The 24,782-nt window shown below is 35.5% G+C and carries 20 protein-coding genes and 1 tRNA gene; 10 read left to right on the top strand and 11 right to left on the bottom strand.

Annotated elements, in window-relative coordinates:
* Positions 1-154: 154 nt before the first annotated feature.
* Positions 155-3,463, top strand: a complete 3,309-nt coding sequence (locus tag E0I61_RS01320) for a T9SS sorting signal type C domain-containing protein (protein WP_132068888.1) — start codon at positions 155-157, stop codon at positions 3,461-3,463.
* A 70-nt stretch (positions 3,464-3,533) separates the two neighbouring features.
* On the opposite strand, the gene bioB is transcribed toward E0I61_RS01320, so the two are convergent.
* The 7 genes from bioB to E0I61_RS01280 form a co-directional block, all read right to left on the bottom strand.
* On the bottom strand, positions 3,534-4,625 hold the full coding sequence (gene bioB, locus E0I61_RS01315; RefSeq protein ID WP_132068886.1) for a biotin synthase BioB: 1,092 nt from the start codon (positions 4,623-4,625) through the stop codon (positions 3,534-3,536).
* A gap of 712 nt (positions 4,626-5,337) precedes the next feature.
* Positions 5,338-5,787, bottom strand: coding sequence for a hypothetical protein (locus tag E0I61_RS01305; RefSeq protein WP_131991085.1), 450 nt, complete (start codon positions 5,785-5,787; stop codon positions 5,338-5,340).
* A 117-nt stretch (positions 5,788-5,904) separates the two neighbouring features.
* Positions 5,905-6,834, bottom strand: a complete 930-nt coding sequence (locus E0I61_RS01300; RefSeq protein WP_132068884.1) for a bifunctional riboflavin kinase/FAD synthetase — start codon at positions 6,832-6,834, stop codon at positions 5,905-5,907.
* Positions 6,835-6,933: 99 nt separating this feature from the next.
* Positions 6,934-8,976: a M43 family zinc metalloprotease gene (locus E0I61_RS01295; RefSeq protein WP_132068882.1), complete on the bottom strand. Its 2,043-nt coding sequence runs from the start codon at positions 8,974-8,976 to the stop codon at positions 6,934-6,936.
* A gap of 145 nt (positions 8,977-9,121) precedes the next feature.
* Positions 9,122-9,796 carry an aminoacyl-tRNA hydrolase gene (gene pth, locus E0I61_RS01290; protein WP_132068880.1) on the bottom strand — a complete coding sequence of 225 codons (675 nt, stop codon included), beginning with the start codon at positions 9,794-9,796 and terminating at the stop codon, positions 9,122-9,124.
* A 250-nt stretch (positions 9,797-10,046) separates the two neighbouring features.
* Positions 10,047-10,658, bottom strand: a complete 612-nt coding sequence (locus E0I61_RS01285) for a 50S ribosomal protein L25/general stress protein Ctc (protein ID WP_131991093.1) — start codon at positions 10,656-10,658, stop codon at positions 10,047-10,049.
* 106 nt (positions 10,659-10,764) lie between these two features.
* The gene (locus E0I61_RS01280; RefSeq protein WP_131991095.1) at positions 10,765-11,706 is read right to left on the bottom strand and encodes a ribose-phosphate pyrophosphokinase; all 942 of its coding nucleotides are present in this window, start codon (positions 11,704-11,706) and stop codon (positions 10,765-10,767) included.
* A 622-nt stretch (positions 11,707-12,328) separates the two neighbouring features.
* On the opposite strand from E0I61_RS01280, the gene E0I61_RS01275 reads away from it, so the two are divergent.
* Together E0I61_RS01275 and E0I61_RS01270 are read left to right on the top strand one after the other, a co-directional pair.
* Positions 12,329-12,408: transfer RNA gene (locus tag E0I61_RS01275), tRNA-Leu, on the top strand.
* Positions 12,409-12,726: 318 nt separating this feature from the next.
* Entirely contained in the window at positions 12,727-13,041 is a 315-nt protein-coding gene (locus tag E0I61_RS01270) for an HPF/RaiA family ribosome-associated protein (RefSeq protein WP_132068878.1), read from the top strand.
* Between the two features lie 100 nt (positions 13,042-13,141).
* Here the strand turns inward: E0I61_RS01270 and E0I61_RS01265 are convergent, their stop codons facing one another.
* Positions 13,142-14,722, bottom strand: a complete 1,581-nt coding sequence (locus tag E0I61_RS01265) for a L,D-transpeptidase family protein (RefSeq protein ID WP_131991099.1) — start codon at positions 14,720-14,722, stop codon at positions 13,142-13,144.
* A 241-nt stretch (positions 14,723-14,963) separates the two neighbouring features.
* Between E0I61_RS01265 and E0I61_RS01260 the strand changes: the two genes are divergently transcribed.
* The gene (locus tag E0I61_RS01260; RefSeq protein WP_131991101.1) at positions 14,964-15,476 is read left to right on the top strand and encodes a nuclear transport factor 2 family protein; all 513 of its coding nucleotides are present in this window, start codon (positions 14,964-14,966) and stop codon (positions 15,474-15,476) included.
* A 95-nt stretch (positions 15,477-15,571) separates the two neighbouring features.
* Here E0I61_RS01260 and E0I61_RS01255 read toward each other — a convergent pair whose 3' ends face one another.
* Both E0I61_RS01255 and E0I61_RS01250 read right to left on the bottom strand, forming a co-directional pair.
* Complete coding sequence (locus tag E0I61_RS01255) at positions 15,572-17,617, bottom strand: M13 family metallopeptidase (RefSeq protein WP_132068876.1); 2,046 nt, start codon at positions 17,615-17,617, stop codon at positions 15,572-15,574.
* Positions 17,618-17,946: 329 nt separating this feature from the next.
* Positions 17,947-19,551 carry a L,D-transpeptidase family protein gene (locus tag E0I61_RS01250; RefSeq protein ID WP_132068875.1) on the bottom strand — a complete coding sequence of 535 codons (1,605 nt, stop codon included), beginning with the start codon at positions 19,549-19,551 and terminating at the stop codon, positions 17,947-17,949.
* 306 nt (positions 19,552-19,857) lie between these two features.
* On the opposite strand from E0I61_RS01250, the gene trmB reads away from it, so the two are divergent.
* The 6 genes from trmB to E0I61_RS01220 all read left to right on the top strand — a co-directional run bounded on the left by trmB (position 19,858) and on the right by E0I61_RS01220 (position 23,772).
* Entirely contained in the window at positions 19,858-20,532 is a 675-nt protein-coding gene (trmB, locus tag E0I61_RS01245; RefSeq protein WP_131991632.1) for a tRNA (guanosine(46)-N7)-methyltransferase TrmB, read from the top strand.
* Positions 20,533-20,623: 91 nt separating this feature from the next.
* A complete protein-coding gene (locus E0I61_RS01240) occupies positions 20,624-21,259 on the top strand; it encodes a LysE family transporter (protein WP_131991107.1) in 636 nt (211 codons plus the stop codon).
* Between the two features lie 42 nt (positions 21,260-21,301).
* Positions 21,302-21,631, top strand: a complete 330-nt coding sequence (locus E0I61_RS01235) for an MGMT family protein (RefSeq protein WP_131991109.1) — start codon at positions 21,302-21,304, stop codon at positions 21,629-21,631.
* 201 nt (positions 21,632-21,832) lie between these two features.
* Positions 21,833-22,960 carry an Mrp/NBP35 family ATP-binding protein gene (locus tag E0I61_RS01230; RefSeq protein ID WP_132068873.1) on the top strand — a complete coding sequence of 376 codons (1,128 nt, stop codon included), beginning with the start codon at positions 21,833-21,835 and terminating at the stop codon, positions 22,958-22,960.
* 71 nt (positions 22,961-23,031) lie between these two features.
* Positions 23,032-23,271 carry a NifU family protein gene (locus E0I61_RS01225; protein WP_073205171.1) on the top strand — a complete coding sequence of 80 codons (240 nt, stop codon included), beginning with the start codon at positions 23,032-23,034 and terminating at the stop codon, positions 23,269-23,271.
* 183 nt (positions 23,272-23,454) lie between these two features.
* Positions 23,455-23,772: a 2Fe-2S iron-sulfur cluster-binding family protein gene (locus E0I61_RS01220; RefSeq protein ID WP_073205174.1), complete on the top strand. Its 318-nt coding sequence runs from the start codon at positions 23,455-23,457 to the stop codon at positions 23,770-23,772.
* 33 nt (positions 23,773-23,805) lie between these two features.
* Here E0I61_RS01220 and E0I61_RS01215 read toward each other — a convergent pair whose 3' ends face one another.
* Positions 23,806-24,702: a serine/threonine protein phosphatase gene (locus E0I61_RS01215; protein WP_131991113.1), complete on the bottom strand. Its 897-nt coding sequence runs from the start codon at positions 24,700-24,702 to the stop codon at positions 23,806-23,808.
* Positions 24,703-24,782: the final 80 nt, after the last annotated feature.

Here is a 24,782-nt window from a genome sequence, read left to right as displayed (position 1 = left end):
TTGTAAAACAGCTTTTTAACGAATATAAATGCATGTCGACGACTTTATTATGGGAAGTAGATTTGTTTTTTTTAATTTGAATTTAATGTAGGTTTTTTCTTTTGGAAGGCTACGGATTTAAAGTCGGATTTATTAAAAAAAACATATTAAAAGCATGATCAAAGAATTACTCTGTACCCTTTTTTTAATTTTTTTTCAAACTGTAGTTTTTGCAGCAACAAATACTTATTCAGGTTCAACAACAGTTGGAGGAAAGTTGTTATGGAGTACAGCTGCAAACTGGTCTTTAGGTGCAGTTCCAACAGCTGCTGATGATGTAGTTATTCCATCTGGAAAAACAGTGATTCTTGATATCATGTCTGTTTCAGCTAATAGTATAAATGTTTCTGGGACACTAGATTTAAATAAATCTGCTGACATTACTATAAATACGCAATTAATAGTTGTTACTTCTCCTGATGGGCATATTAATTTTGATCATTCTATAATTAGATTACCTTCAAATGTTGCCCTGTATCTTCAAAATGGTTCAGGTAGTTTAAATGGAAGTTGTAATAATAATGACGAGGTTTTTGTAGGTACTGTACAATACGCTGTTTGTGTTGGTGGTGGTGCTTTGTACCTATTTTCGGAAATTGAGGCTGCTGGAGGTATCAATGTTGTTACTGCAGGAGTAATAGGCGTAGCACAATCGATTTGTAGTGGAGCTACTCCTACTACTTTGACATCAACAACGGCTGGTACCGGTTCAGGAACAATCACATATGAATGGCAGACAAATACAACAGGTAGTTTTGTTACTATTCCAAGCGCAACAAGTTCAACTTATTCTCCGCCAGCTTTAACTGCCTCAACAAGTTACAAACGAAGAACTAAATCTGTATTTGCAGGATATACCTTTTATTCAGCATATACTACTCCTGTAATAGTTACCGTTAATACATTGCCAAATAATACAGCAAGTTCTGGTTTTACGGGAGGTTCGTTTTGTATAGGCAGTCAAGCCACACTTACTTTTGACGCAGATGACACTAATGGAGCGCCTTCGTATACTTTGTCCTACACAGACGGAATAACAACGTATAGTCAAAGTGTATTTACTAATGCGTCTACAATTTTTAATGTATCAGCTACAACTTCAAAAACATATACCTTACTATCAATCACCAATGCTAATGGTTGTGTAAATTTATCACCAGCTAATAAAACTGCCAGTGTTACTTTTAGACCAAACCCAACAGCGACCGTTAGTGGTATTACGGCGGTATGTCTTGGTGCTACAAGTCCAAATATTACATTTACAAACCCACAAGCAGCAGGAATAACCGCAACCTATACCATTAATGGGGGCATAAATCAAACTGTAAGTATTGTTGCAAGTGGTACTGCAAATGTAGCTGTTGCAACAACTGTAGCGGGTTCTTTTGTGTATGCTTTGGTAAGCGTTGTTTATTCGACTAGTCCATCATGTACGCAAACACTTGCGGGTAGTGCCACAGTAACCATAAACGCACTACCAAGTGCTCCAACAGTTGCAATAACTCAACCTACATGTACAGTAGCAACAGGAAGTGTGATTTTAAGTGGTTTGCCAACTTCTGGCGCATGGATATTATATCAAAATGGAGTTTCAATTTACTCTGCTACAGGGGGTAGTGGTTCTTATACAGTTTCAGGATTAAGTGCAGCAGGCTCTCCTTATACCTTTACAGTATCTAATGGAACTTGTACATCTTTCCCAACTGCAAACGTGGTGATAACTGCCGCAGAAAATAATACTTGGAAAGTTATTTCGGGTGTCGCTAAATGGGACAAAGGGACACCAAATGCCAATCAAAGTATTATTTTTGAGACAAATTATAGCGAAGGTGTAGATGTGTTGGGTTGTTCCTGTGAAGTAAAATCAGGAATAGTTACTATTCCAACTGGGGAAACAATGACTATCACTAACGGAGTAACCGTTTCTGGAGGTTCGTTAACATTTGAAAATAACGCTAGTTTGGTACAAATAAACGAGGATCCTACTATAAACTCGGGAGATATTACCTATAAACGAACAACCAAGCCGATTAGAAAATTCGATTACACCTATTGGTCATCACCGGTTGTAGGATATACTTTGGGAGGTGTTTCTCCAAACACGCTTGGGGATAAATTTTATTCTTTTGATGCTGATGCAGAGGATTGGGCGCAAGAATCATCAGGCACTGTTATGAAAAAAGGGATGGGTTACATCATTCGTGGGCCTCAGAATTATGACGCAGTCACTTCTGCCGTTTTTCCAGCCTCTTTTGTAGGGAAGCCTAATAACGGGGCAGTTTCTATCGCTGGTATTGTTGCCGATAGATTGTATCTAATAGGAAATCCGTACCCTTCAGCTTTGGATGCAGATGAATTTTTAAAGGGCAATAATGCAGTTCTAGATGGGACTCTTTATTTCTGGACACATAATTCAGCTATTGCTCTTTCCGAAAATGTTAATAACCCAGGATCAGGGGCTTATGCCTACTCATCCGATGATTACGCATCTTATAATAGGGTAGGTGGTGTTGGGACGGTTACTAGTAAAGGAAATACTGTAGGAAGTGATGAACAAACTTCTAACAAACCATCCGGTAAAATTGCATCGGGGCAAGGGTTCTTTGTGTCGAGTAATGTTGCACCTATTTCTGGTAATACGGTTGTATTTAATAATACTATGCGAGTAGGTGTTGGGGCTATAACTGGGAATAATTTGCAGTTTTTTAGAATTAAGAACACATCAAAATCAAAAGACGTCAGCACCATTGAAAAAAATCGCATTTGGTTAAACCTGACGAACAATCAAGGTGCTTTCAAGCAGACATTGGTAGGTTATGTCACTGGCGCTACAAATGAGTATGAAGGCCTCTTTGACGGTGAGAGTTATGATGGGAATCTGTTTGTCGATTTTTACAGTATCAATGAGGATAAAAACTTAACAATACAAGGTAGAGCTTTACCATTTGATAAAAATGATGAGGTAACATTGGGTTATAGTTCTGATATTCAAGGTGCTTTTTCAATAAGTATCGATGAAGTAGACGGAATATTAGCCTCTGAAGAGGCTTATATAGAAGATAAGGATGCTAAAATTATTCACAATCTAAAAGAGGGAGCGTATAATTTTACAACTGAGAAAGGAGCTTTTAACAATCGGTTTGTATTGCGTTATACAAAAAAAGCATTAGGAACGGGTGACTTTGTAACTCTGGAAAATTCAGTTTTAGTGTCTAATAAAAACAAACAAATAAAAATTGATTCTCCAATTGAAACAATTGATAAAGTCATATTATATGATTTGTCAGGAAGGAAAGTGTTTCAAAAAAATAATATAAATGACGTTGAATTTTCTGTGTTTAATTTGGTTTCAAAGCAACAATTTTTGGTAGTAAAAGTTACATTGCAGAACGGTCACACAGTAACCAAGAAAATTATGTATTAAAATAAAAAGCTATGTATAAAAAAACACCATCTGAGATAAACAGATGGTGTTTTTTTATAATTTAAATTGTCTATTTCTCTTTACGGGATCCGGATGCTTCAAGATTCCTATCAATGGTATGCCCTGGTCTTGACCATTTTGGTTTTTCACCTAATGGTGCAAATTGAGAATCTTCAGCTTCAACGGTTAGTGGCTGAGAAACCTTTGTAAATGGTTTTTGTGGATTTAGACCTAACATTTCGAACATTTTCATGTCTTCATTTACATCAGGATTTGGCGTAGTAAGTAATTTATCTCCAGCAAAAATAGAATTGGCGCCTGCAAAGAAACACATAGCTTGACCTTCACGGCTCATATTCATTCTTCCGGCCGATAAACGTACTTGAGTTTCTGGCATGATGATTCTGGTAGTGGCTACCATTCGAATCATTTCCCAGATTTCTACCGGTTTTTCTTCTTCCATCGGAGTTCCTTCAACTGCTACCAATGCATTTATTGGCACAGATTCTGGTTGTGGGTTCAATGTAGAAAGAGCTACAAGCATTCCCGCTCTGTCTTCGATGCTTTCTCCCATCCCAATTATTCCTCCGCTACAAACCGTAACATTCGTTTTACGAACATTCTCTATGGTCTGCAAACGGTCTTCAAATCCGCGGGTTGAAATCACTTCTTTATAATATTCTTCTGAAGTATCTAAATTGTGGTTGTATGCGTATAAACCTGCTTCTGCCAATCGGTGTGCTTGGTTTTCAGTAATCATTCCAAGGGTGCAGCACACTTCCATATCCAATTTGTTGATGGTACGAACCATTTCAAGTACTTGATCAAATTCAGGGCCATCTTTTACGTTTCTCCAAGCTGCTCCCATACATACACGAGAGGATCCGCTTGATTTTGCACGCAAAGCTTGTGCTTTTACTTGGCTTACTGACATTAAATCATTGCCTTCAATTTCAGTATGGTAACGGGCTGCTTGTGGACAATAGCCACAATCCTCAGGACATCCGCCAGTTTTTATAGACAATAGGGTTGAAACCTGAACCACGTTTGGATCATGGTGTTCTCTATGTATAGAAGCCGCTTCAAAAAGCAAATCCATCATAGGTTTATTATATATTGCGATAATTTCGTCTTTCGTCCAATTGTGTTTCGTAATACTCATCGATGCGATTTTTTGATGGATCAAAAGTAGTTAAATTGTTCTAAAGAAGCAATGCAATAGCTAAGTTAATCAGTTATATGACGGTTGTTCCAATATAACATCAGTAACATGGTAACAATTACCGAAGAGGCGATTCCTTCAAAAAGTAAGCAGCGAAGTAGGTATTTACCTAAAGACTTCCACCAAATAAAAAAGTCTTTGGCAAGGATATTACATAGGGATCCCCTCCGTTCAAGTAGCTGTAAGTCGCTAATCCTATGATGGTTAAAACGCCCCAATTAGTGAAGAAATCATTGCTGAAATAGCATTGTCAACAAGGTTTTTTTACCTTCATTGATATTCATTTGAATTGCTCTGTTGACGCCATAAAAAATAAAGAATACATTCAAAAGGCGTAAATAAAATAAATCAGCGAAACCAAGTGCATTTATTAGTAAAAAATACAGTCCAATTCCGATGAAAATAGTTCTTTCGGTAGTTTCATACGATTCGTTTTTAAAAATTAAAAAACAAGTTTCATTAAGCAATAGAATAGATGTTTGAAGTGAAAAACAATATTCTTTTTTGAAATCTATTACTTTTTAATTATCTCATTTATCGTTTTTCGATACATAATTTTGAGGGTATTTTCGATAAAATAGTTGTTCTATGTTCTGTTCTAACAGAATAAATCATTTCTTCTTGAAAGGTCTTATAAGTAAAATGGATTCGATCAATTTTGATGTTTGTCTGAAACATAGCGTGTATCCCAATATAACATTAGCATGAATGTAACAATTACGGCCGATACGATTCCTTCAAATAATATGGAAATGGAATAGGTCATCACGGATGGGTCTCCGCCAAATAAAAAGGTTTTAGACAATGAGCCTACATAGGCATCACCTCCTTTTGAAAAGCTATATATTATCAGTCCAATGGTGCTTAAGAATATTCCTGTGAGTGATGTGATCAATGCTGAAACAGCATTAGAAACCAAGATGATTTTACCTTCGGCAAAATTTGATTTTAAAGTTTTTTGGGTTCCATAAAACACAAACAATACGTTAAGCAGACGTAAATAATATAAATCGGCAAGACCTAAAGCCTCCATTAATAAGAAATAAAGTCCAATTCCAATGAAAATAATAAATCCGTTTAATAATTCTTTCGGTAGTTTCATACGGCCAGTTTTAAAATTTAAAAATTACCTCTTTATGAGAAAAAAGGTATATTACAATCAAATTTACAGAAAAAATAGCAATGTTTTATGAAAAATATAAAAGATTTTGATTCAGAATTAAAATTTATTCAAGTAGGCGAGTGCCGTTTTTTTGTCTTTCTCAAGTTGTTCTTTTAGGAGGTCCACAGATTCAAATTTTTGTTCTGAACGAATCCTCTGCAGTATTGAAACACTGATTTTTTGATTGTATAAATCAGTATTAAAATCAAAATAATGAATTTCAATAGTCTGTTTTTGCCCGTCAACAGTAGGATTGAATCCAATGTTCATCATTCCAAAAACGGTTTGTCCATCAATTATGCTTTTTACAATATAAACTCCGTTTTGCGGAATCAATTTGTAGTTTTCTTCGATTTTTAAGTTGGCCGTTGGAAAACCGATGGTCCTTCCTAATTGTTTTCCTTTGACAATGCTTCCAGTTAGGAAATAATCGTATCCTAAATAACCATTGGCCAAAGCCATATCTCCTTCTAATAGCGCGTTTCTGATTTTGGTAGAACTCACCGAAATGTCATTAATTTCCTGAACCGATATTTGTTCTACTTCAAAGCCATATTCTTTTCCGTAAGCGATAAGATCGTCGATGTTTGCCGTTCGGTTTCTTCCAAATCGATGATCATGACCAATGATTATTTTTTGGATATGGAATCGATCAACAAGAATGGTACTTACAAACTCTTCAGCAGTTAGTCTTGAAAAAGCTTCGTCAAAAGGGTGGATGACAAGATTTTCAATGCCGATTTTTTCGAGCAAATCTATTTTTTCATCTATAGTATTGAGTAGTTTTATGTCAGAATGTTCTTGAAGCACCATTCTGGGGTGCGGAAAAAAAGTAAGAACTAAACTTTCGTATTTCTCGTTTTCAGTATTTTGGGTTATTTTTTTCAGTATTTTTTTATGCCCAATATGTACCCCGTCAAAAGTGCCTAATGTTAGAATCGTTTTTTTTGTGGAGCTGAAATCGTTTATAGAATGAAAAATATTCAAAGCAAGTGTTTTATGATAGCGCAAATTTAAGGTATCCAATCGATATAACTAAAAAAGGATTGAAAACTTCAATCCTTTTTTAGTTCATTTTATGATTTTTTATTTTTTAATAAATCGAATTGTATTTGTTTCGGATTGATTTCTCGATAATTTTAAAAAATAAATACCTTGTGTTAAATTTGAAACGTTTACATGAAGATCTTCCTCTGATTCTATTTTTTTAGATTTTATTATTTGACCTAAGCTGTTAACAATAGTGTAAGCTTCTGGAGCTTCTAATTTATTTTCAACAACTATATTCAATATATTAGAAGTAGGATTTGGATAGAGATAAATCGAATTTAAGTTTTTAACCTCATTGGTTGATAGTGAATTGATGCTAAATTTAGTTGATTCGGCTCCTTCAAAAGCTCCGCTAGAAACAATAACTTGATCCGTGGGTGTTTTTAAGGTGTAAAACCCGTCTCCATAATCACAACAAATACCGTCGCCTTGACTGTCAAATATTGTAAAAGTGTAGCAATCATTATTTGGGAGGTTAAAACTGGTGTTTATTAGGGCTGGTAGTGGTCCAGTTTCATTACCGGTATCAGTATAAGGCCCTCCATCATATAATATGTTTCCTGCAGTGTTTGTTAGTTTCCAAGTAGTTTCTGTGCCATAGTGATCTAGTTGTAGTGAAAAGTTTACGGTATTAGACGAGTAGTTTAAACTGTTTGAAATGTCAAAATTAATTGTACTACTATTATTAGAGGCGTTTTGATCCGTTGTTCCATTTGTACTGATTATAGTGCTGTTAAAATTATGGTTTCCTTCCGTTGTAGTTAAGCTATTTAAAGTAATGTCTTGTGATTCATTATTGGCTAGGTTGCCAGTCCAATTGTAAGTTTGTAAATTTTGATTATCAATGCCATACTGTATAGATGCTTGTGTCAAAGGTGAGGTCCCTTTATTTATGATTTTTATAACCGGTGAGAAGTTTTTACTGCAGTTAATATTTAGATTCAGAATCATAGTCATGGCATCATTGGCGAAGGTTACTCCAGGAACAAGCGCATCAGAAGTTTTTAATGAAACTCTTCTTATGGAATTGTTCATAACGGTTATCATACGCGTTTTTTGATCTGCTGTAAATATATTCATGCAAGCGTCATTCGTATAATCCATGTAATTCTCAATCATGTCAAGCCCTGGAGATAACGGGCAGGAATCAACTCCTGTCGGACATCCTTGATTTTCTTGCCCTGAATTTGGGGTGTCCGCGCAAAAATCATCTACATCACATCCTCCGTCTCCCCAGATATGTCTTAGCCCAAGCCAATGTCCCATTTCATGTGAAGTTGTTCTCCCCTTGTCGTAATCTGTCACGTATGTCCCTCCGGGGAAGTAGCTTGATGAACCAAAAAAGGAATAACCAATGACTACACCATCAGTATTAGCGGGGCCTTCATCCGCATTTATTCCTGGCAAGCCGGATGTGCTTGGAAATTGAGCATAACCTAAAAGATCGTTTTCCGTGAATTTAACGACCCAAATATTAAGATATTTTTCAGGATTCCATTGAGTTCGGGGCTTAACAAAGCTATTAATTTCATCAGTTGACCAACTTTGTTGTCCTAAGTCTACTCGGTCTATTCCATTTGATAAAATTCCGGATGGATCGCGTTTTGCCAGAGCGAATTCAATTTCAACATCGGCTCCTACAGGATTGGTATTAAAACCCGGAGTTCCTGCTTTTTTTCTGAAATCCTCGTTTAGTACCTGTATTTGAGAGATTACTTGTTGGTCAAATATATTTTCATTAGTTCCTATAATATCGCCATTATGGATGACATGAACTACAACAGGAATTGTGATGACTGCATTTTGTTTTAATACTTTAGAGGTGTTTCTTCTTTTTTCTTTTTCAATTATAATTTTTGGGGCTATCCATTGTTCAAATTCGGTTGTAGATAGTCTATTTGGATTTTTGGACTTCAAATATTCTTCGTATTCTGTAGTCGCACATCGAATGAGGGAACCTTCTTTAATGATTTTCTTTTTACCAAAAAGTGTAACCTCAGTTGTATTGTTTACTTGAGCAAACGAACAATTGACTGAAAAAAAAAGGAATAGTAAGAAAATTAAAGTAATTTTTTTCATGTTATAAGTTTGTTGCTTTTATCTAAAAACCCTGATGTAATGTGTCGATTTTTGTGCCAATTAATAGGTATAAAATTAATTATTATTATCGTCTAATGCAAGTGATTTCAAAACCCATTTAGTAACGGTTACGAATGTTGCGATTTTATTTTCCATTAAATGCGGTCATGGTGTTTTCTAAACCTGCGGTTCCAAATGATTTTATAATCTCTGAGGATAGTTCTAATCGTTCCGGAAGTGCCAGTTTTTCAGTATCATCCCAGTCTCCAAGTACATAGTCAACTTGTTTCCCTTTTTTGAATTCATCACTGATCCCAAAACGGAATCGGGCGTAGTTCTGCGTATTCAGTACAAGGTTGATGTTTTTTAATCCGTTGTGCCCGCCATCGCTTCCTTTTTGTCTGATGCGAATGGTTCCAAAAGAAAGATTCAAATCATCGGTAATCACCAAAATATTTTCCAAAGGGATATTTGCTGCCGTCATCCAATATTGCACTGCTTTTCCGCTCAAATTCATATAGGTGTTGGGTTTCAAAAGCAGAAAAGTTCTTCCCTTGAATTTATATTCGGCCAGTGCACCCAGTTTTACGGTTTCAAAGTTGACTCCTTCTTTTCGGGCCAAAAAATCCACTATTTTAAATCCGATGTTGTGTCTTGTGTTTACATATTCGGCGCCAATGTTACCGAGCCCTACTATTAAGAATTTATTACTCACGCTTTCTATATTGTTTTTTTGGTGTTCGTGAACCTCCGGTTTCATACAATCCGTATTGGTCTCTGTTTTTGTTGATGAGAATAAATTTGATATCCATTTTATCATACTGCAAAAGTAAACTAATTAGAGTATTGGTCTATTAGATTGTTGAATTTTTAGAGTAGTCACAAAAGAGAAAAAGTAATGGCTTTATAGCCCCGATGGGAGTGAAAATCCTTTTTTGAGGTTTTTCCCGAAAAAAAGATTGTAACATACAGCGGGAAGATTGTTTATAGAAATGCCAGTTTTCTCGCTTCAAAGCAAAAAAAAGCACCAGTCTCACAACTGATGCTTTTTTTGAATGATTGAAAAAATATTATTTTTTCTTTCCTTTTGCAGGAGCTTTTGCTGCTTTTGCTGCTTCTTGAGCCGCTTTCATAGCCGCACGAGAAATCTTCACTTGACAAATAACTGTATTGTCTGGGTGCATGATTTTGTAGTCTGGGGAAGCCACTTTAGTAACGTATAATTTGTTACCCATATCAAGTGGAGTAATGTCAGCTTCGATAAAATCTGGAAGATTTTTCGGTAATGCTTTTACTCTTAATTTACGAGTGTTCAAACGTAAATCTCCACCAGCCATAACTCCTTTAGAGTTACCAACGATTTTTACAGGAACTTCCATAGTGATTTCTTTGTCATCAAATAATTGAAAGAAGTCAATATGTAAAATCTTGTCAGACACCGGGTGAACCTGGATGTCTTGTAAAATAGCGTTAAATGATTTTCCTTTTCCAAGATCGATCTCAACTGTGTGAGCGTTTGGAGTGTAAACCAAGTTTTTGAAAGCCATAACTTCTGCTGAGAAATGAACTGCCTGATTTCCTCCGTATAATACGCAAGGAACCAATCCAGCATTACGTAGGGCTTTAGTTGCTACTTTACCCACGCTTTCTCTTTCTGATCCTTTAATTGTAATCGATTTCATTGTAAAAAAAATATAGTTATTAAATAATATTACTTGTTTGGCTTCTAGCTTTTGGCTATCAGCATGAATTTATAACTTTAAGACATTTGACTTTATGACGAATGAATTACATTATAAACTTTCCACTAATGGAATTGTTGTGGTGCACCATGTGCATAACTTCAGCAAAAAGAGGCGCACAACTCAACACTCTTATTTTGTTTGATTCTTTCTTCAATGGAATAGAATCGGTAACTATTAACTCTAATAATTTAGAATTCTCTATCTTTTCGTAAGCATCGCCAGATAAAATAGCGTGGGTACAAATCGCTCTTACGCTCAATGCTCCTTTTTCTATCATTAAATCTGCGGCTTTCGCCAAAGTGCCTCCGGTATCAATCATGTCATCTACTAAGATTACATTTCTGCCTTTAACCTCACCAATTAATTCCATGGTGTCAATCACATTTGCTGCTTTTCTCTGTTTGTAACAGATAACCACATCCGATTCTAAAAATTTAGAATAGGCGTAGGCTCTTTTAGAACCACCCATATCTGGCGAAGCAATCGTCAAATTATCTAAACCTAAACTTTTTACATAAGGTAAAAAGATGGTCGAAGCAAAAAGATGATCTACCGGTTTTTCAAAGAATCCTTGGATTTGATCAGCATGTAAATCCATTGTCATTACTCTTGTTGCGCCTGCTGCATCCAATAAATTGGCAACTAATTTAGCCCCTATCGGAACTCTTGGCTTGTCTTTTCTGTCTTGTCTTGCCCAACCAAAGTAAGGTATTACTGCGGTAATGTGTCTTGCCGAAGCACGTTTTGCAGCATCAATCATCAATAACAATTCCATTAAATTATCAGCAGTTGGAAAAGTCGAGCAAACAATAAAAACCCGTAAACCCCTGATAGACTCTTCGTAGGAAGGTTGAAATTCACCATCGCTATAGGTAGACATGGTAACTTTTCCTAACGGAATTCCGTATTCTTTTGCAATTTTCTCTGCAAGATATTCACTTTTTGAACAAGCAAAAATTTTAGCTTCTGGTTCTAGGTGTGACATTTAATTTGTTGTTTTGTAGTTAGTTGTGTGTTTCGTTTTAACGAGGTGCAAATTTATAAAATTTATTCAACTCTGAAAGGAAAAATTTAAGTATTTTCAGAATTGATGCCTCTTAGGTCTAATAAAATGGAATTGTTTGTGAAAAACGGCTCCGAGTTGCCGCTGTTTTAATTCGAGGATTTATCTAAATAATAGTTTCTTGTGTGTCGCTGGGTTTTAATTAGATTGTCTAGTGAGAGTTTAAGAATTTCGAAAACACATTTTATTTGTGAATTAATTTATGTTTTTTTGGAATAAAGTTGATATTTGTGACTAACAAATTATTAATTTATGATCGATAAATTATTCTATATTATTTATAATGCCTATTATAAGCATGGGAGTATAAAAACGATATTCCATCGCTAACTGGTTTAATTTATTGTTTTGTAGGAAGTTAATTTATTTTGTCTTTGTAAGGGTAAAATCTATTTAAGCGTAGAAGGAAAAATTAAATATTTTTTTAATGTTTTCTAAAAATATTCTTTACATTTGCACCGTGTTAAAGGAATTGATGGTTGATTTAAACACAATCACATCTTTTATTGCGTTGAAATAACTGTTGTTATTTCATGTCTGCTAAGCCCGGATGGCGGAATTGGTAGACGCGCTGGTCTCAAACACCTGTGGGAAACCGTGCCGGTTCGACTCCGGCTCCGGGTACTTAAAAAGTCTGTAATTGCTTGTTTGTCAAGTATTACAGGCTTTTTTTATTGTGTTTGCCCGACAAAACCATAAACTCGTAATAAAATCCGTTTACAATGTTTAAACTTCTTGAGGGTAGCGTTTAATTTATACGGTTTTAATTTCTACAATTAATTCAAAGTTTTGAAAGAAGACATCTTTCCTAGTCAATATTTAGTTAGCTTCTCCTTCAAATCCGCTTCTGTTCTCCTTTATTTTCACAATGTTTTATTAATTGATTCGATTTTTTGTACTACAATCGGTAAATTTGAAAGACAACATTAAATTAATAAAAACATGACAGTACAAATCAACACAGACAACAATGTAGAAGGACACGCACGTTTAAAATCGTATATTTCGGATGAATTAGGAACCGCTTTAGCGCGTTTTGAAGATAAAGTGACCCGATTAGAAGTGCATCTTGGAGACGAAAACAGTGATAAGTCAGGAGTCAATGACAAACGATGTCTTATTGAAGCCCGACCAGTAAATATGCAGCCAGTAGCGGTTACGAATTATGCGGATACTACGGAGAAAGCATTTCACGGAGCATTGGACAAAATAAAAAAAGTGTTGGACACTGCTTTCGAAAAACAGAAAGCGTATTAAATAGTTGCCTTTTGGCAAACATCAATTGAAAAAAAGGACACTATCTTTAAAGATAGTGTCCTTTTTTTATTTGTTATTCTTCGGAAAAAGAGGTTGTACTTTATTTGTCAAACAGTAGCGTTGCCAATACTTCATCCCTTTTATAGACATCTTCATAGAAATGAATTACTCCTTCGTTATCTACCCAAGCGGTGAAATAGCCAATGTACACCGGGATTTTGTTTTTAAGCGTGTACCAATATTCTTCTCCGCTGTTCATGGCGGATGCTATCTTTTCAGGATTCCATTTTTTATCGTTCTTCATAATCATGGCGGCAAGTTCTTTTGGCTTGGCCACTCGAATGCATCCGTGGCTAAAAGCGCGGTCTTCTTTACCAAATAAACTTTTGGATGGCGTATCGTGCAAATAAATCGCATTCGAATTAGGGAATAAAAACTTCACTAATCCCAATGAATTTTCAGGTCCGGGTCTTTGTCTTACATAATCATCTTTCCATTCCATGTTGTGTTCCGCCAAGTAATTTGGGTTCTTTTCAATCTCAGGAAGTATTTCTTTATTTAAAATACTCTTTGGAACATTCCAATACGGTCTGAACACGATATATTTCATGGGAGCACTAAAAATCACTGTTTTGTTCATGGCTTTTCCCACAACAACTTTAGAGCGTAATTCTGGTTTTCCATCTCTTAAAAAGGTTAATTCATACGCGGGAATATTCACCACAATTAATTCTTTGGATTTGGTAATATCATTCGAAATCCATCGACAACGTTCCATGTTGACCATAATGGTTTTGATACGGTCCGCAACGGACACATTCATATACTTGATATGTTCCGGCAGAATTGTTTTGTTTAGGGTATTGCCACTTCTCTTTTTAAATTTCAAAATTCCTTTCGCTAATTCGGTATCATACACAGCGCTTTTGGAATCCCGGGAAATATCATCAGTGATAAATAGACGGGTTCTGATTTGTGCAATTGTAGCAGCACTGTCTCCGGGCTTATACCATTTGACCGTTGTGTCAATAGCGATGGTTTTCCATCCGCCCTTTTTTTCTATTTTTCGGTATTCCTGCAAGACATCTTTAAGCAGGTAATATTGCTTCAATACACCTTTTTCATCTTTGTTGATTAATGAAGGATTGATTAACAACGAATCTAAATAATTGACATACGATTGTCTTTTTCGAGGTAAAAACCATTCCAGTTCTTTGGTTTTTTGAGTACTGATGCCATCATATACTTTTTCTGTGTAAAAAAAATACAGTGAAGAACTCAATAACTCGGTTTCAATACTTGCTTTTTGCTTGTCGTCCGGATTATCATAAATATCATCTAATTTTTCCTTGTATGGAATCACGGTTTCAATTCCTTCCTGACTCAAATTATTCACTTTGTTGTATAATACACCCGCAAATTCATTGAGTCCATCTTTGTCAAACCAGATGTAATGAAATTGATGCTTGCGATATAATTTTTCTACATCAGCTTGGTAGCTTTTCAGTTTTGGATACTTTTCAAAAAAAGTGTTAATCTGGGTGCTGTCAAAAGCAATTTCGATGGTATTTAAACTCGTTTGCTTCTTAGCGGAATCGGGATTATTTTTCTTTTTACAGGAAATGATCGTCAACAGTATTGTAAAAGCAATAATTAGTATTGGGGAGCATAACTTTCTCATAGGTCGAATTTTAATGCGTAAAAGAATTCATTTAAGGCATTACAAAAATACGCAAAATCGAGTATTGTGCTACCAGTTCTGAACAGGCTGTATTTTTCAAGGTTAAAACAGTATCTTTACTTTTAGAGTAAAATTCAATCTTTAATAGAGGTTAAATATCTGTAAATTAATTATTTAAATTTTTTATTTTGTTTTTAAATCAATTTTTATTGTCCAATCAATTTCTAAAAATCCAAAAATTATGAAAAAAATAGTGCTATTTTTTTTAAGTATTTTACTGTTTTCATCCTTTATCTCAGCAGATCAAGACATTAATAAAGAAAAAGAAAAAATAAATTCAGTGCTTGATACGTGGCATAAAGCGGCGGCGGAAGCTAACTATAATGCCTATTTTAATTTGATGACGGATGACGCGGTTTTCATTGGTACAGATGCAACCGAGAATTGGAATAAAGCGGCTTTTCAAGCGTATTCAAAACCACATTTCGACAAAGGGAAAGCATGGAATTTTACCGCATTGGAACGTCATATTTATTTTGATAAAACGGGTAAAACAGCTTGGTTTGATGAATTGTTGAACACTCAAATGAAGATTTGCCGTGGTTCAGGTGTTTTGGTAAAAACAGGTAAGGAGTGGAAAATAAAACACTACGTTTTGTCCATGACGATTCCAAATGAGAACTCGAATGAAGTCATAAAAGTTAAAGCTTCGATGGAAGATGTAATGATAAAAAAGCTACAGTCCAAACAATAGATTTATTTAACTTGCCCTGCAGACATTATTTTTTTTGCATAAAAAAACCTCTGCTTTTTTAGCAGAGATTCTTTATAAAATATAAATTCTAATCATTACCAGATTTTGACTCTTTTCTCTGGGGCCAGGTACAATGAATCGGTAGGTTTTATGTTGAAAGCGGTATAAAATTCAGGAATATTGCGCACTACACCATTAATTCTGAATTTTGCTGGCGAATGCGGATCGGTAGCGATTTGATTTCGCAAAGCTTCGTCACGAGACTTATTCAGCCAACATTGTCCCCAGCTTAGTAACACGCGTTGTTCCCCAGTGAAACCTTCTAAAACGGGAGATTCTTTTCCTTCGAGACTCATTTTATAGGCTTTTAGAGCAATGGATAATCCTCCTAAATCCCCTATATTTTCCCCTTGGGTAAATTCCCCATTAACATTGAGGTCAGGAAATACTTTGAACATGTTGTATTGTGCGATTAATGCGCCTGTTTTTTGTTTAAAAGCAGTTAAATCTTCAGGTGTCCACCAGTTGCGCAGTACTCCGTCACCATCAAAGGTGCTTCCTTGGTCATCAAAACCATGGCCTATTTCGTGCCCAATTACCGCGCCAATTCCGCCATAGTTTGCTGCGCCTTCCACTTTTACATCAAAGAAAGGCGGCTGTAGTATTGCTGCAGGAAATACGATTTCATTAAGTGGAGGATTATAATATGCGTTTACGGTTTGTGGAGTCATTCCCCATTCGGTTCTGTCAACAGGTTTCCCTAATTTATTAATTTGTCTGTTGTATTCAAAAGCGGTGGCTTTTTGTTGGTTTCCATACAAGTCACCTTTAACGACTTTCAAGGTAGAATAATCTCTCCATTTGTCAGGATAACCAATTTTTGGAGTGAATTTAGAGAGTTTGTCCAAAGCTTGTTTTTGGGTTTCTGGACTCATCCACTCCAAATTTTTTATGCTTTCCCCATAGGCTTTGAGAAGGTTTTTGACTAAAAGTGTCACTTGTTCTTTGGCTTCAGGAGAGAAGTGTTTTTTTACATAGACCTTTCCCACGATTTCACCAAGGTTATTGTTTACTCTGTCAACACCTCTTCTCCATAACGGTTGTTGTACTTGTACTCCGTTAAGTGTTTTGCTATAGAAGTCAAAGTTTTCATTATCTAAAGCGGTGTTCAATGATCTTGCCGCTCCATGAATGGTACTCCATTTCAAATAGGCTTTCCAAGTGTTTAAAGGTGTTGTTCTTATGAGAGTGTTGAGCGATTTGATATAGTCAACTTGTGCAATGACGATATTTTGTTGGTTGAGGATTCCAGCATTTTTTAGCATGGAGGCCCAATTAAAATCAGGCATGAGTTGGTTCAAATCTTTAATAGCATATTTGTTGTACAGTTTTACTATGTCGCGAGTTTGTTCTTTTTTCATGTGTTGGGCAGCCAAAGCAGTTTCTAATGCCATGATTTTTTTGGATAAATCAGGTGCATTGGCTATTCCGCCAAGTTGTAGCATCTTCTCGATATGGATTACATATTTTTTTTGTATTTCTTTAGATTTAGCATCTTCAAGGGAGTAATATTCTCTATCGGGTAATCCTAAACCACCTTGCCAAGAAATAAGCATGTATTGGGTTGGGTTTTTTAAATCTTCCATTACCGAAACGGAAAAAGGAATGTTGCTTCCGGATTTATTGGCATATCCAAAATAAGCAGCCAGATCAGTATAGTTGGTAATAGCGTCAATTTTATTGTATTCCGGAAGTAATGGTGTAATTCCTTTTTGATCCCTCGTTTTAGTATCCATGAAGGCTTCATAAAAGTCCCCAATTTTTTGTTCATCGGAACCGGCTACAAAATTACCTTTGGAAGAAGCTTCGATAATGGCTTTTACGTCTTCTTGTGATTTTTCATAAACCATATATCCAGCACCATAAGAGGCTTTATCATCTGGTATCTTAGTTTTTTTTATCCAAGTTCCGTTGGCATAGGCATCAAAATTATCACCTGGTTTTGCAGATGTGTCCATGTTTTCCTTATTAATTCCAGAAAGGAGTTGGTCTGGTTTTTCAGAAGTGTTAAAAGCACCTAACAATAAAATGGAAGATACCAACACGAGCTGTGTTTTAATTGGGTATGGTTTTGATTTCATAAGTTGGATTTTAGAATATAAATGTAATTAAAAAAAAGCGACGTATTTATAATAAATTGATTATTAAACACTTAAAACTAAAATAATTTTAATTAAGGGACTTAAACCATTGGTTTTACTGATTTATATAGTTTTTTAGGTAATTTTTTTCACTGTTTTACCTAACACGAGGTAGGTTATTGTTCTCTTTTTTGGATTTATTTTCCTTATAGATAAACTTTAAAACAACACAGTGATTGACGCTTTGTACAAAGTAAAAGTGAATTATGATGTGTATTTGAATGGGAGTAAAATAGGATGATAAAAAAGCTACAGTCCAAACAATAAATTTATTTGGAATCATCAGAGAATAATAGTTCGGCTAAGCGTTCGTCCCTGATGTAGATGTCGTTATAAAAATTAATTTCTCCCGAATCGTTTACCCAAGTGGTGAAATAACCAATATGAATCGGAATTTTCTTTTTCAATATGCAAGTTGTTTCGACCTCGCCTTTCATGGCCTCATTGATACGTTCTACTGGCCAATCCGGATCGTCTTTTAAAATCAACAACGCCAGTTCTTTGGCCTTGTTCATATTGATGCAACCGTGGCTATAGGCTCGGTACTCGTATTGAAATAAATCTTTAGACGGGGTATCGTGTAAATAAATATCATCAGAGTTTGGGAAGACAAACTTAACCAGTCCCAAGGAGTTTCTGGGACCGGGTTTTTGTCTGGCATTCCCATTGTACCATTCTATATTATTGGTTGTCATATAGTCTTCGTTCAAAGTCATTAAGTCCTTTAATTCATTTTCAATGATGCTTTTAGGAATGTTCCAATAAGGACTGAATACTATTTTGGTTATGTTGCTGCTAAGAACAACCGTTTTGGTCATGTTTTTACCCACAAGCACTTTCGATTCTAATATATTTATACCATCTTTTTTATAAAAAAGTTTGTAAGATGGAATGTTTATAATGATATGTTCATCGGATTTTGCTAATTCTGGGGCAATCCACCGGCAACGTTCCATGTTTACTATAATGCTTTTGATGTATTTTTCAATTGGGATGTTCATGCGTTGAATGTGCTTTGATGCAATGAGATAATCCGCTTTATAACCATGTCTTTTTTTATAATTCAATATGCCGGCCATTAATTCTTCATCGTACCGATTGCTTTTGGAATCCTGTTTTAAATCTCCGGTGACGGCTAGACGTTGTCTTATTTGACCAATGGTTTTTGTACTGTCGTTTGGTTTGTATTCTGCTTCCAAAGAATCTATTGCTATGGGATTCCAATTGCCATTTTTCTCTATCTGACGGTATTTTTTTAAAACATCGCGCAGTTTGTAATATTGTCCAAATAACAGATTTTTATTACCGCTTAATGTTTTAGGATCAACTAATAAAGAGTCTAGTAGGTCTTGATAAGAGAGATTCTTCCTTGGCAAAAACCATCCCATTTCCTTGGTTTTCTCCGTGTCAATTCCCTGAAATACTTTTTTAGCATAAAAAACATACATCGAGGACAGCATGAGTTCGGTATCGGTATTGGATAAATCATCTGCGGATTTCTCGTTAAAAATTCCGTCAATTTTATCTTTATACGATAAGTTATACTTTAAGCCTTCCTCTTCTAGCAGATTTACTTTGGTGTATAATAAATTGGCAAACTCAATAAGTCCTTTGTCATCATACCAAATAGCGTCGTAGTTTCGTTTTTTGTACAAAGCAGTAACATCCGACTGGTATTTTTTTAAATTGGGATATTTTTTGAAAAAACGAACAACATCAACGCTGTCAAGGGATTTATCGATAGTAGATTTCTGAAGGACGTACAGGGCAAAAGCAAACATCTTAGCCGTCAGATTTTCATTTCTGTTGTGGTAAACAGTGACAAGCGAAAAGCCAAATAATATAACTGCTATGGATAAAACATATTTTCTCATGGCATAATTATTTATATAAAGGTAAAGAAATATATTCTTGGTATAAAGTGAATTAACAATGCGTTTGCTGTTAAGATGCTTATTTGGGGTGTGTTATGTTAATTTTCTGATTTTATTTGTTTCGGATAAATTAAAGGAATGATGAAAAAACAGCAGTGCTTGTTAAAGACTTTCTTATAAAAATGATTCAAGCAAAAAAATAATTTTGTAATTGCTAAGGTTTTCTAAATGATTTTCTTCATTTTTTCTCCGGCAAATCGTTCAGTCTTATATATTTCCTTAATTTTGCCGAAATATTCTGAAAAAGTGGGAAGCAAAAATAAATTAAAAAGGTTCAAGGAAAACGAAACATTCGATAACGTTTTTCAGCCAACGAGAGAAGAAGTAGTAGGAGATTTATTTCCGCTTAAAGGCAAATGGAATTCGGAATTCTTCAAAAATGAAAACCCATTAGTGCTGGAATTAGGCTGTGGAAAAGGAGAATATTCAGTGGGTCTTGCCGAAAGATATCCAAATAAAAATTTTGTGGGAATTGATATCAAAGGAGCACGTTTCTGGCGTGGTGCCAAAACGGCTGTTGAAACCGGATTGCATAACGTGGCTTTTATCAGAACCCAAATCGAATTAATCAACCACATTTTTGCTGAAAATGAAGTGGACGAAATCTGGATTACTTTTCCGGATCCACAAATCAAATACAAACGCACGAAACACAGAATGACTAATTCAGAGTTTTTGCAATTGTATAAAAAAGTCCTTAAAAAAGACGGTGTTGTAAACTTAAAAACCGACAGTGAGTTCATGCACGGGTACACCCTTGGGTTGTTGCACGGTGAAGGACATGAAGTTTTATATGCAAATCATAATGTGTATGTAAATGAGGGAAGTCCGGAGGAAGTGACTGCATTTCAAACTTTTTATGAAAAACAATATTTGGAAATTAACAAAGCAATTACGTATATTCGATTCAAAATAAAATAGCAATCAGTGTTCAGGCTGTAGTGTTCAGTTTCTAATGATAGTCGTGGACAACTGTAAACTGAGTGCTGATTACTGAATACTTAGTGTTACTATGAATTTAATTACTTCCTTATTTTTGGGTTTCATTACTGCTTTTGTAGGGATTACGCCTCCGGGATTAATCAATATGACAGCCGCTAAAGTGAATCTGAAAGAAGGGAAGATAAGTGCCTATTGGTTTGTTTTAGGAGCGGTAATTGTAATTTTTTTCCAAGCGACACTGGCAATATTATTTGCGAGGTACATTGAAGGCAGACCAGATGTGATCGTTTTACTGCGAGAAGTGGGATTTGTTATATTTTCAGTATTAACCATTTATTTCGTACTGATTGCCAAAAAGCCAAAAGCAAGGAAAGGGAAAATCAAAAAAAAGAGTACATACACTCGTTTTTTTCTTGGGATGCTGCTTTCTGCACTTAATTTTTTCCCCATTCCGTATTATGTTTTTGTAAGTATCACTTTGGCTTCTTATGAATTATTTGCTTTCGATATTCCTCATATCTTTATTTTCGTGACTGGTGTGGCATTAGGCTCCTTTTTAGTTTTTTATTTATATATCACTTTCTTTCAGAAAATTGAAAACAAAACGGATTATATGATGAAAAACATGAATACGATCATAGGAAGTATAACAGGATTAATAGCTTTAATCACTTTAATTAATATTATTCGATATTATTTGAGGTAGTTTGAAGCAAAATAAAAATACCGTTTTATCCGATTTACAAATATGTCAAACGACAACTTTTTTGAACGTGTTTACGCCATTGCCAAGCAAATTCCTTACGGGAAAGTTACGTCTTATGGCGCTATCGCAAAGGCTTTGGGAACAGCTCGTTCTGCTCGAATGGTGGGTTGGGCAATGAATGCTTCGCATAATCTCGAAGATGTTCCGGCGCATCGTGTGGTGAATCGAAAAGGATTACTCACGGGTAAACTACATTTTGACGGAACCAATCTGATGCAGCAATTATTGGAAAACGAAGGCATAACGGTTATTGATAACCAAATTGTGGATTTCGAAAAACATTTTTGGCAGCCGGAAGTTAGGATTGAGTAGTCAATAAAAGTGCAACACATTGGTTTTTGGCCATCAAAAAGCGATATTTTCTCTAATAATCACCCTCAATTCCTGCATCAATAAATGCAATACAAATCCTTTATAATAAGAACTTAATCTGCTATCTTTGTAATCTGAAATCAGTTTAAATAAAGATAATATTCTGGCGCTGAAATGCCAATAGAAAACAGTAAACTAAAAATGAAATTAGATAGAAAAGACATTCTTAAAGCTTTAGAAACGATTACTATAGCTGGAGAAGGAAAAAATATGGTTGAAAGTGGCGCAATAGCAAACGTAATTACTTTTGGCGATGAGGTTGTGGTAGATTTAGTATTGCACACACCGGCGATGCACATTAAAAAGCGTGCAGAAGATGATATCAAAAAAACAATTCTTGAATTAGTATCTCCGGATGCAAAAATCAAAATCAATAGTAAAGTTGAGGTTCCGGACAAACCAGAAATCAAAGGGAAATCAATACCGGGAATAAAAAATATTATAGGGGTTGCCTCTGGAAAAGGAGGAGTAGGGAAATCTACTGTGACTGCAAATCTAGCGGTATCACTAGCTAAAATGGGTTTTTCAGTTGGAATTCTTGATGCCGATATCTACGGACCGTCTATGCCCATCATGTTTGACGTAGAAAATGAAAAACCAGTTTCTGTAACAGTCGATGGGAAATCAAAAATGAAACCCGTTGAAAGCTACGAAGTAAAAATTCTTTCGATTGGTTTTTTTACGGCGCCAAGTCAAGCGGTAATCTGGAGAGGACCAATGGCTTCTAAAGCGTTGAACCAAATGATTTTTGATGCTGACTGGGGAGAATTGGATTTCATGTTAGTCGATTTGCCACCAGGAACAGGCGATATTCACCTTTCTATCGTACAATCATTACCAATTACGGGTGTTGTTATAGTAAGTACTCCACAAGCAGTAGCTTTGGCCGATGCTAAAAAAGGAGTTTCTATGTTCATGTCAGAAGCTATAAATGTTCCTGTTTTAGGAATTATTGAAAACATGGCATACTTTACACCGGAAGAATTACCTGAAAATAAATACTATATCTTTGGAAAAGAAGGAGCCAGAAATCTTGCTGAAGATTTAGAAGTTCCATTCCTTGGCGAAGTGCCAATCGTACAATCTATTCGTGAAGCAGGGGATTACGGTCGTCCGGCAGCAATGCAAACCGGTTCAGTTATCGAAACTGTTTTCGAAGAAATCACTAGAAACGTAGTGCAGGAAGTAGTAAATAGAAACGAAAGCTTACCTGCTACAGAGGCTGTTAAAATTACAACTATGGCCGGTTGTTCAGCAGTAAAAAAATAGAAATTAGAATCTTTTGAAAATGATTTTTTAATCTTTCAATTTTCTAATCTTTCAATCTTTAAATAAAGAAAATGACAACAGAAGAATTAACAATAGAAGTTCAAAAAGCACTCGAAGAAATCAGACCTTTTTTGAACTCTGATGGCGGTGATATTACCCTTATTTCCATCGAGGATGACAAACACGTAAAAGTGCGTCTCGAAGGAGCCTGTACCAGTTGTAGTGTAAACCAAATGACATTAAGAGCTGGTGTGGAAACTACCATTAAAAAATTTGCTCCCCAAATAGAGACCGTTGTAAATATCCTATAAATACTTTGGGCGTGCCCATTTTGAGAAAAAAGGCTACTCTAGATAACGAGTATTTGCCTTTTTTCTCAAAATGGTCGGGCTATCCGCGCTACTTCGGTAGCTGGTTGCTATCTCCCTCACGCACAAAAAATCCGCATTCCAAAAGTATACAATTGATTAACCAACCAATTCCAAATTTAAAAAATGGATGTATTAATAAAAATTAAAGATAGAGAAGGAGTAGTGCATGAATTACAGGCTCCTACAGATATGGCCATGAATATCATGGAATTATGTAAAGCCTATGAACTTCCTGTAGAAGGAACTTGTGGCGGAATGGCCATGTGTGCTTCTTGTCAATGTTATGTTCTTAATGACGTCCCTTTACCGGAAATGGGTGATGATGAAGAAGCGATGCTGTCAGAAGCATTTTACGTAAAATCAAACAGCCGTTTGGGCTGTCAAATCCCAATCACTGAAAGTCTCGAAGGATTAGAACTGGAGTTGGCTCCAGAAAATTAATAAAAAAGCGTTTGCCTCGGCAAACGCTTTTTTTTATTTATAATCTTTTAGATTCGTCGGGCCTTCGAGTACTTCTCTCACAACCTGAAGAATACCATTCTCCTTGGTGTCAATAAACCATTTTATCAATGTAATGGTTCCGTTTACAATTTCAATTCCTGTGATGCTCCTTGGATGTACACAGCTCCCATCATTGAAATAAGGTGTTGATTTCTCATTTGGGTAAGAAAAACTAGGGCGATGTGTATGACCCACAATGGTAATTTTGCGATTATTGTTCTCAATCCATTTTTTTATGCGCAGTTCTATTTTTATCCGTTCCAGATAATTTTTGGCGGGACTTGTAGGATCAGATATTCCCCAAATTTGTAACGGTTTCCATAAGACACGTACCATGAACCTGTTGATTTTCCAGCCTACATAATTCATGAAATCAGCTTGATGACCGTGGGTTAAAAACAGTTCTTGTTTCGTTTCCTGATGAACCAAAACTATGGCTTCATGACATTTTATACCAGTAAACAAGGGTTCAATTCTGTCATTTTGTGTGTTTGTATACGCCGTAAGCGTTTTTTCTACATGATCTTTATCTCGAAAAGTCATTTCATGATTACCCCAAATTTTATGGTATCTATTGGAATCATGAAATTTCTTTAGTAAAAGATACACGTTTTTGTGCGCTTCGAAAATAGTTTTAAAGAAAATATTCTCCCATAATTCATCCCCGTCACCCAACTCACAATACGTAAAACCATCGTTGTAATATTGGGTCATTGCATGAAAGTAGACGTTTCGATTGCTTGCAAAATCATCAGCAAAACTATTGTCGCTTCTGTGGCAGTCACTAAAAAGAATAAATTTTGATTGGTCATCAAAAGGAATTCTTTTGGCTTCTTTGTAGGCCTTTGTTAATCGTTCTTGGGAAGACATTTGTTTATTTTAAAAAATAAAGATATATAAAAACGGCTACGAAAGCTGTTTTATAAGGACACTTCTTTACAAATGAGTCT

It is taken from the genome of Flavobacterium ranwuense, from assembly GCF_004349315.1.
Lineage (GTDB): Bacteria > Bacteroidota > Bacteroidia > Flavobacteriales > Flavobacteriaceae > Flavobacterium > Flavobacterium ranwuense.
This window is presented reverse-complemented; position numbering and strand designations above follow the sequence as displayed.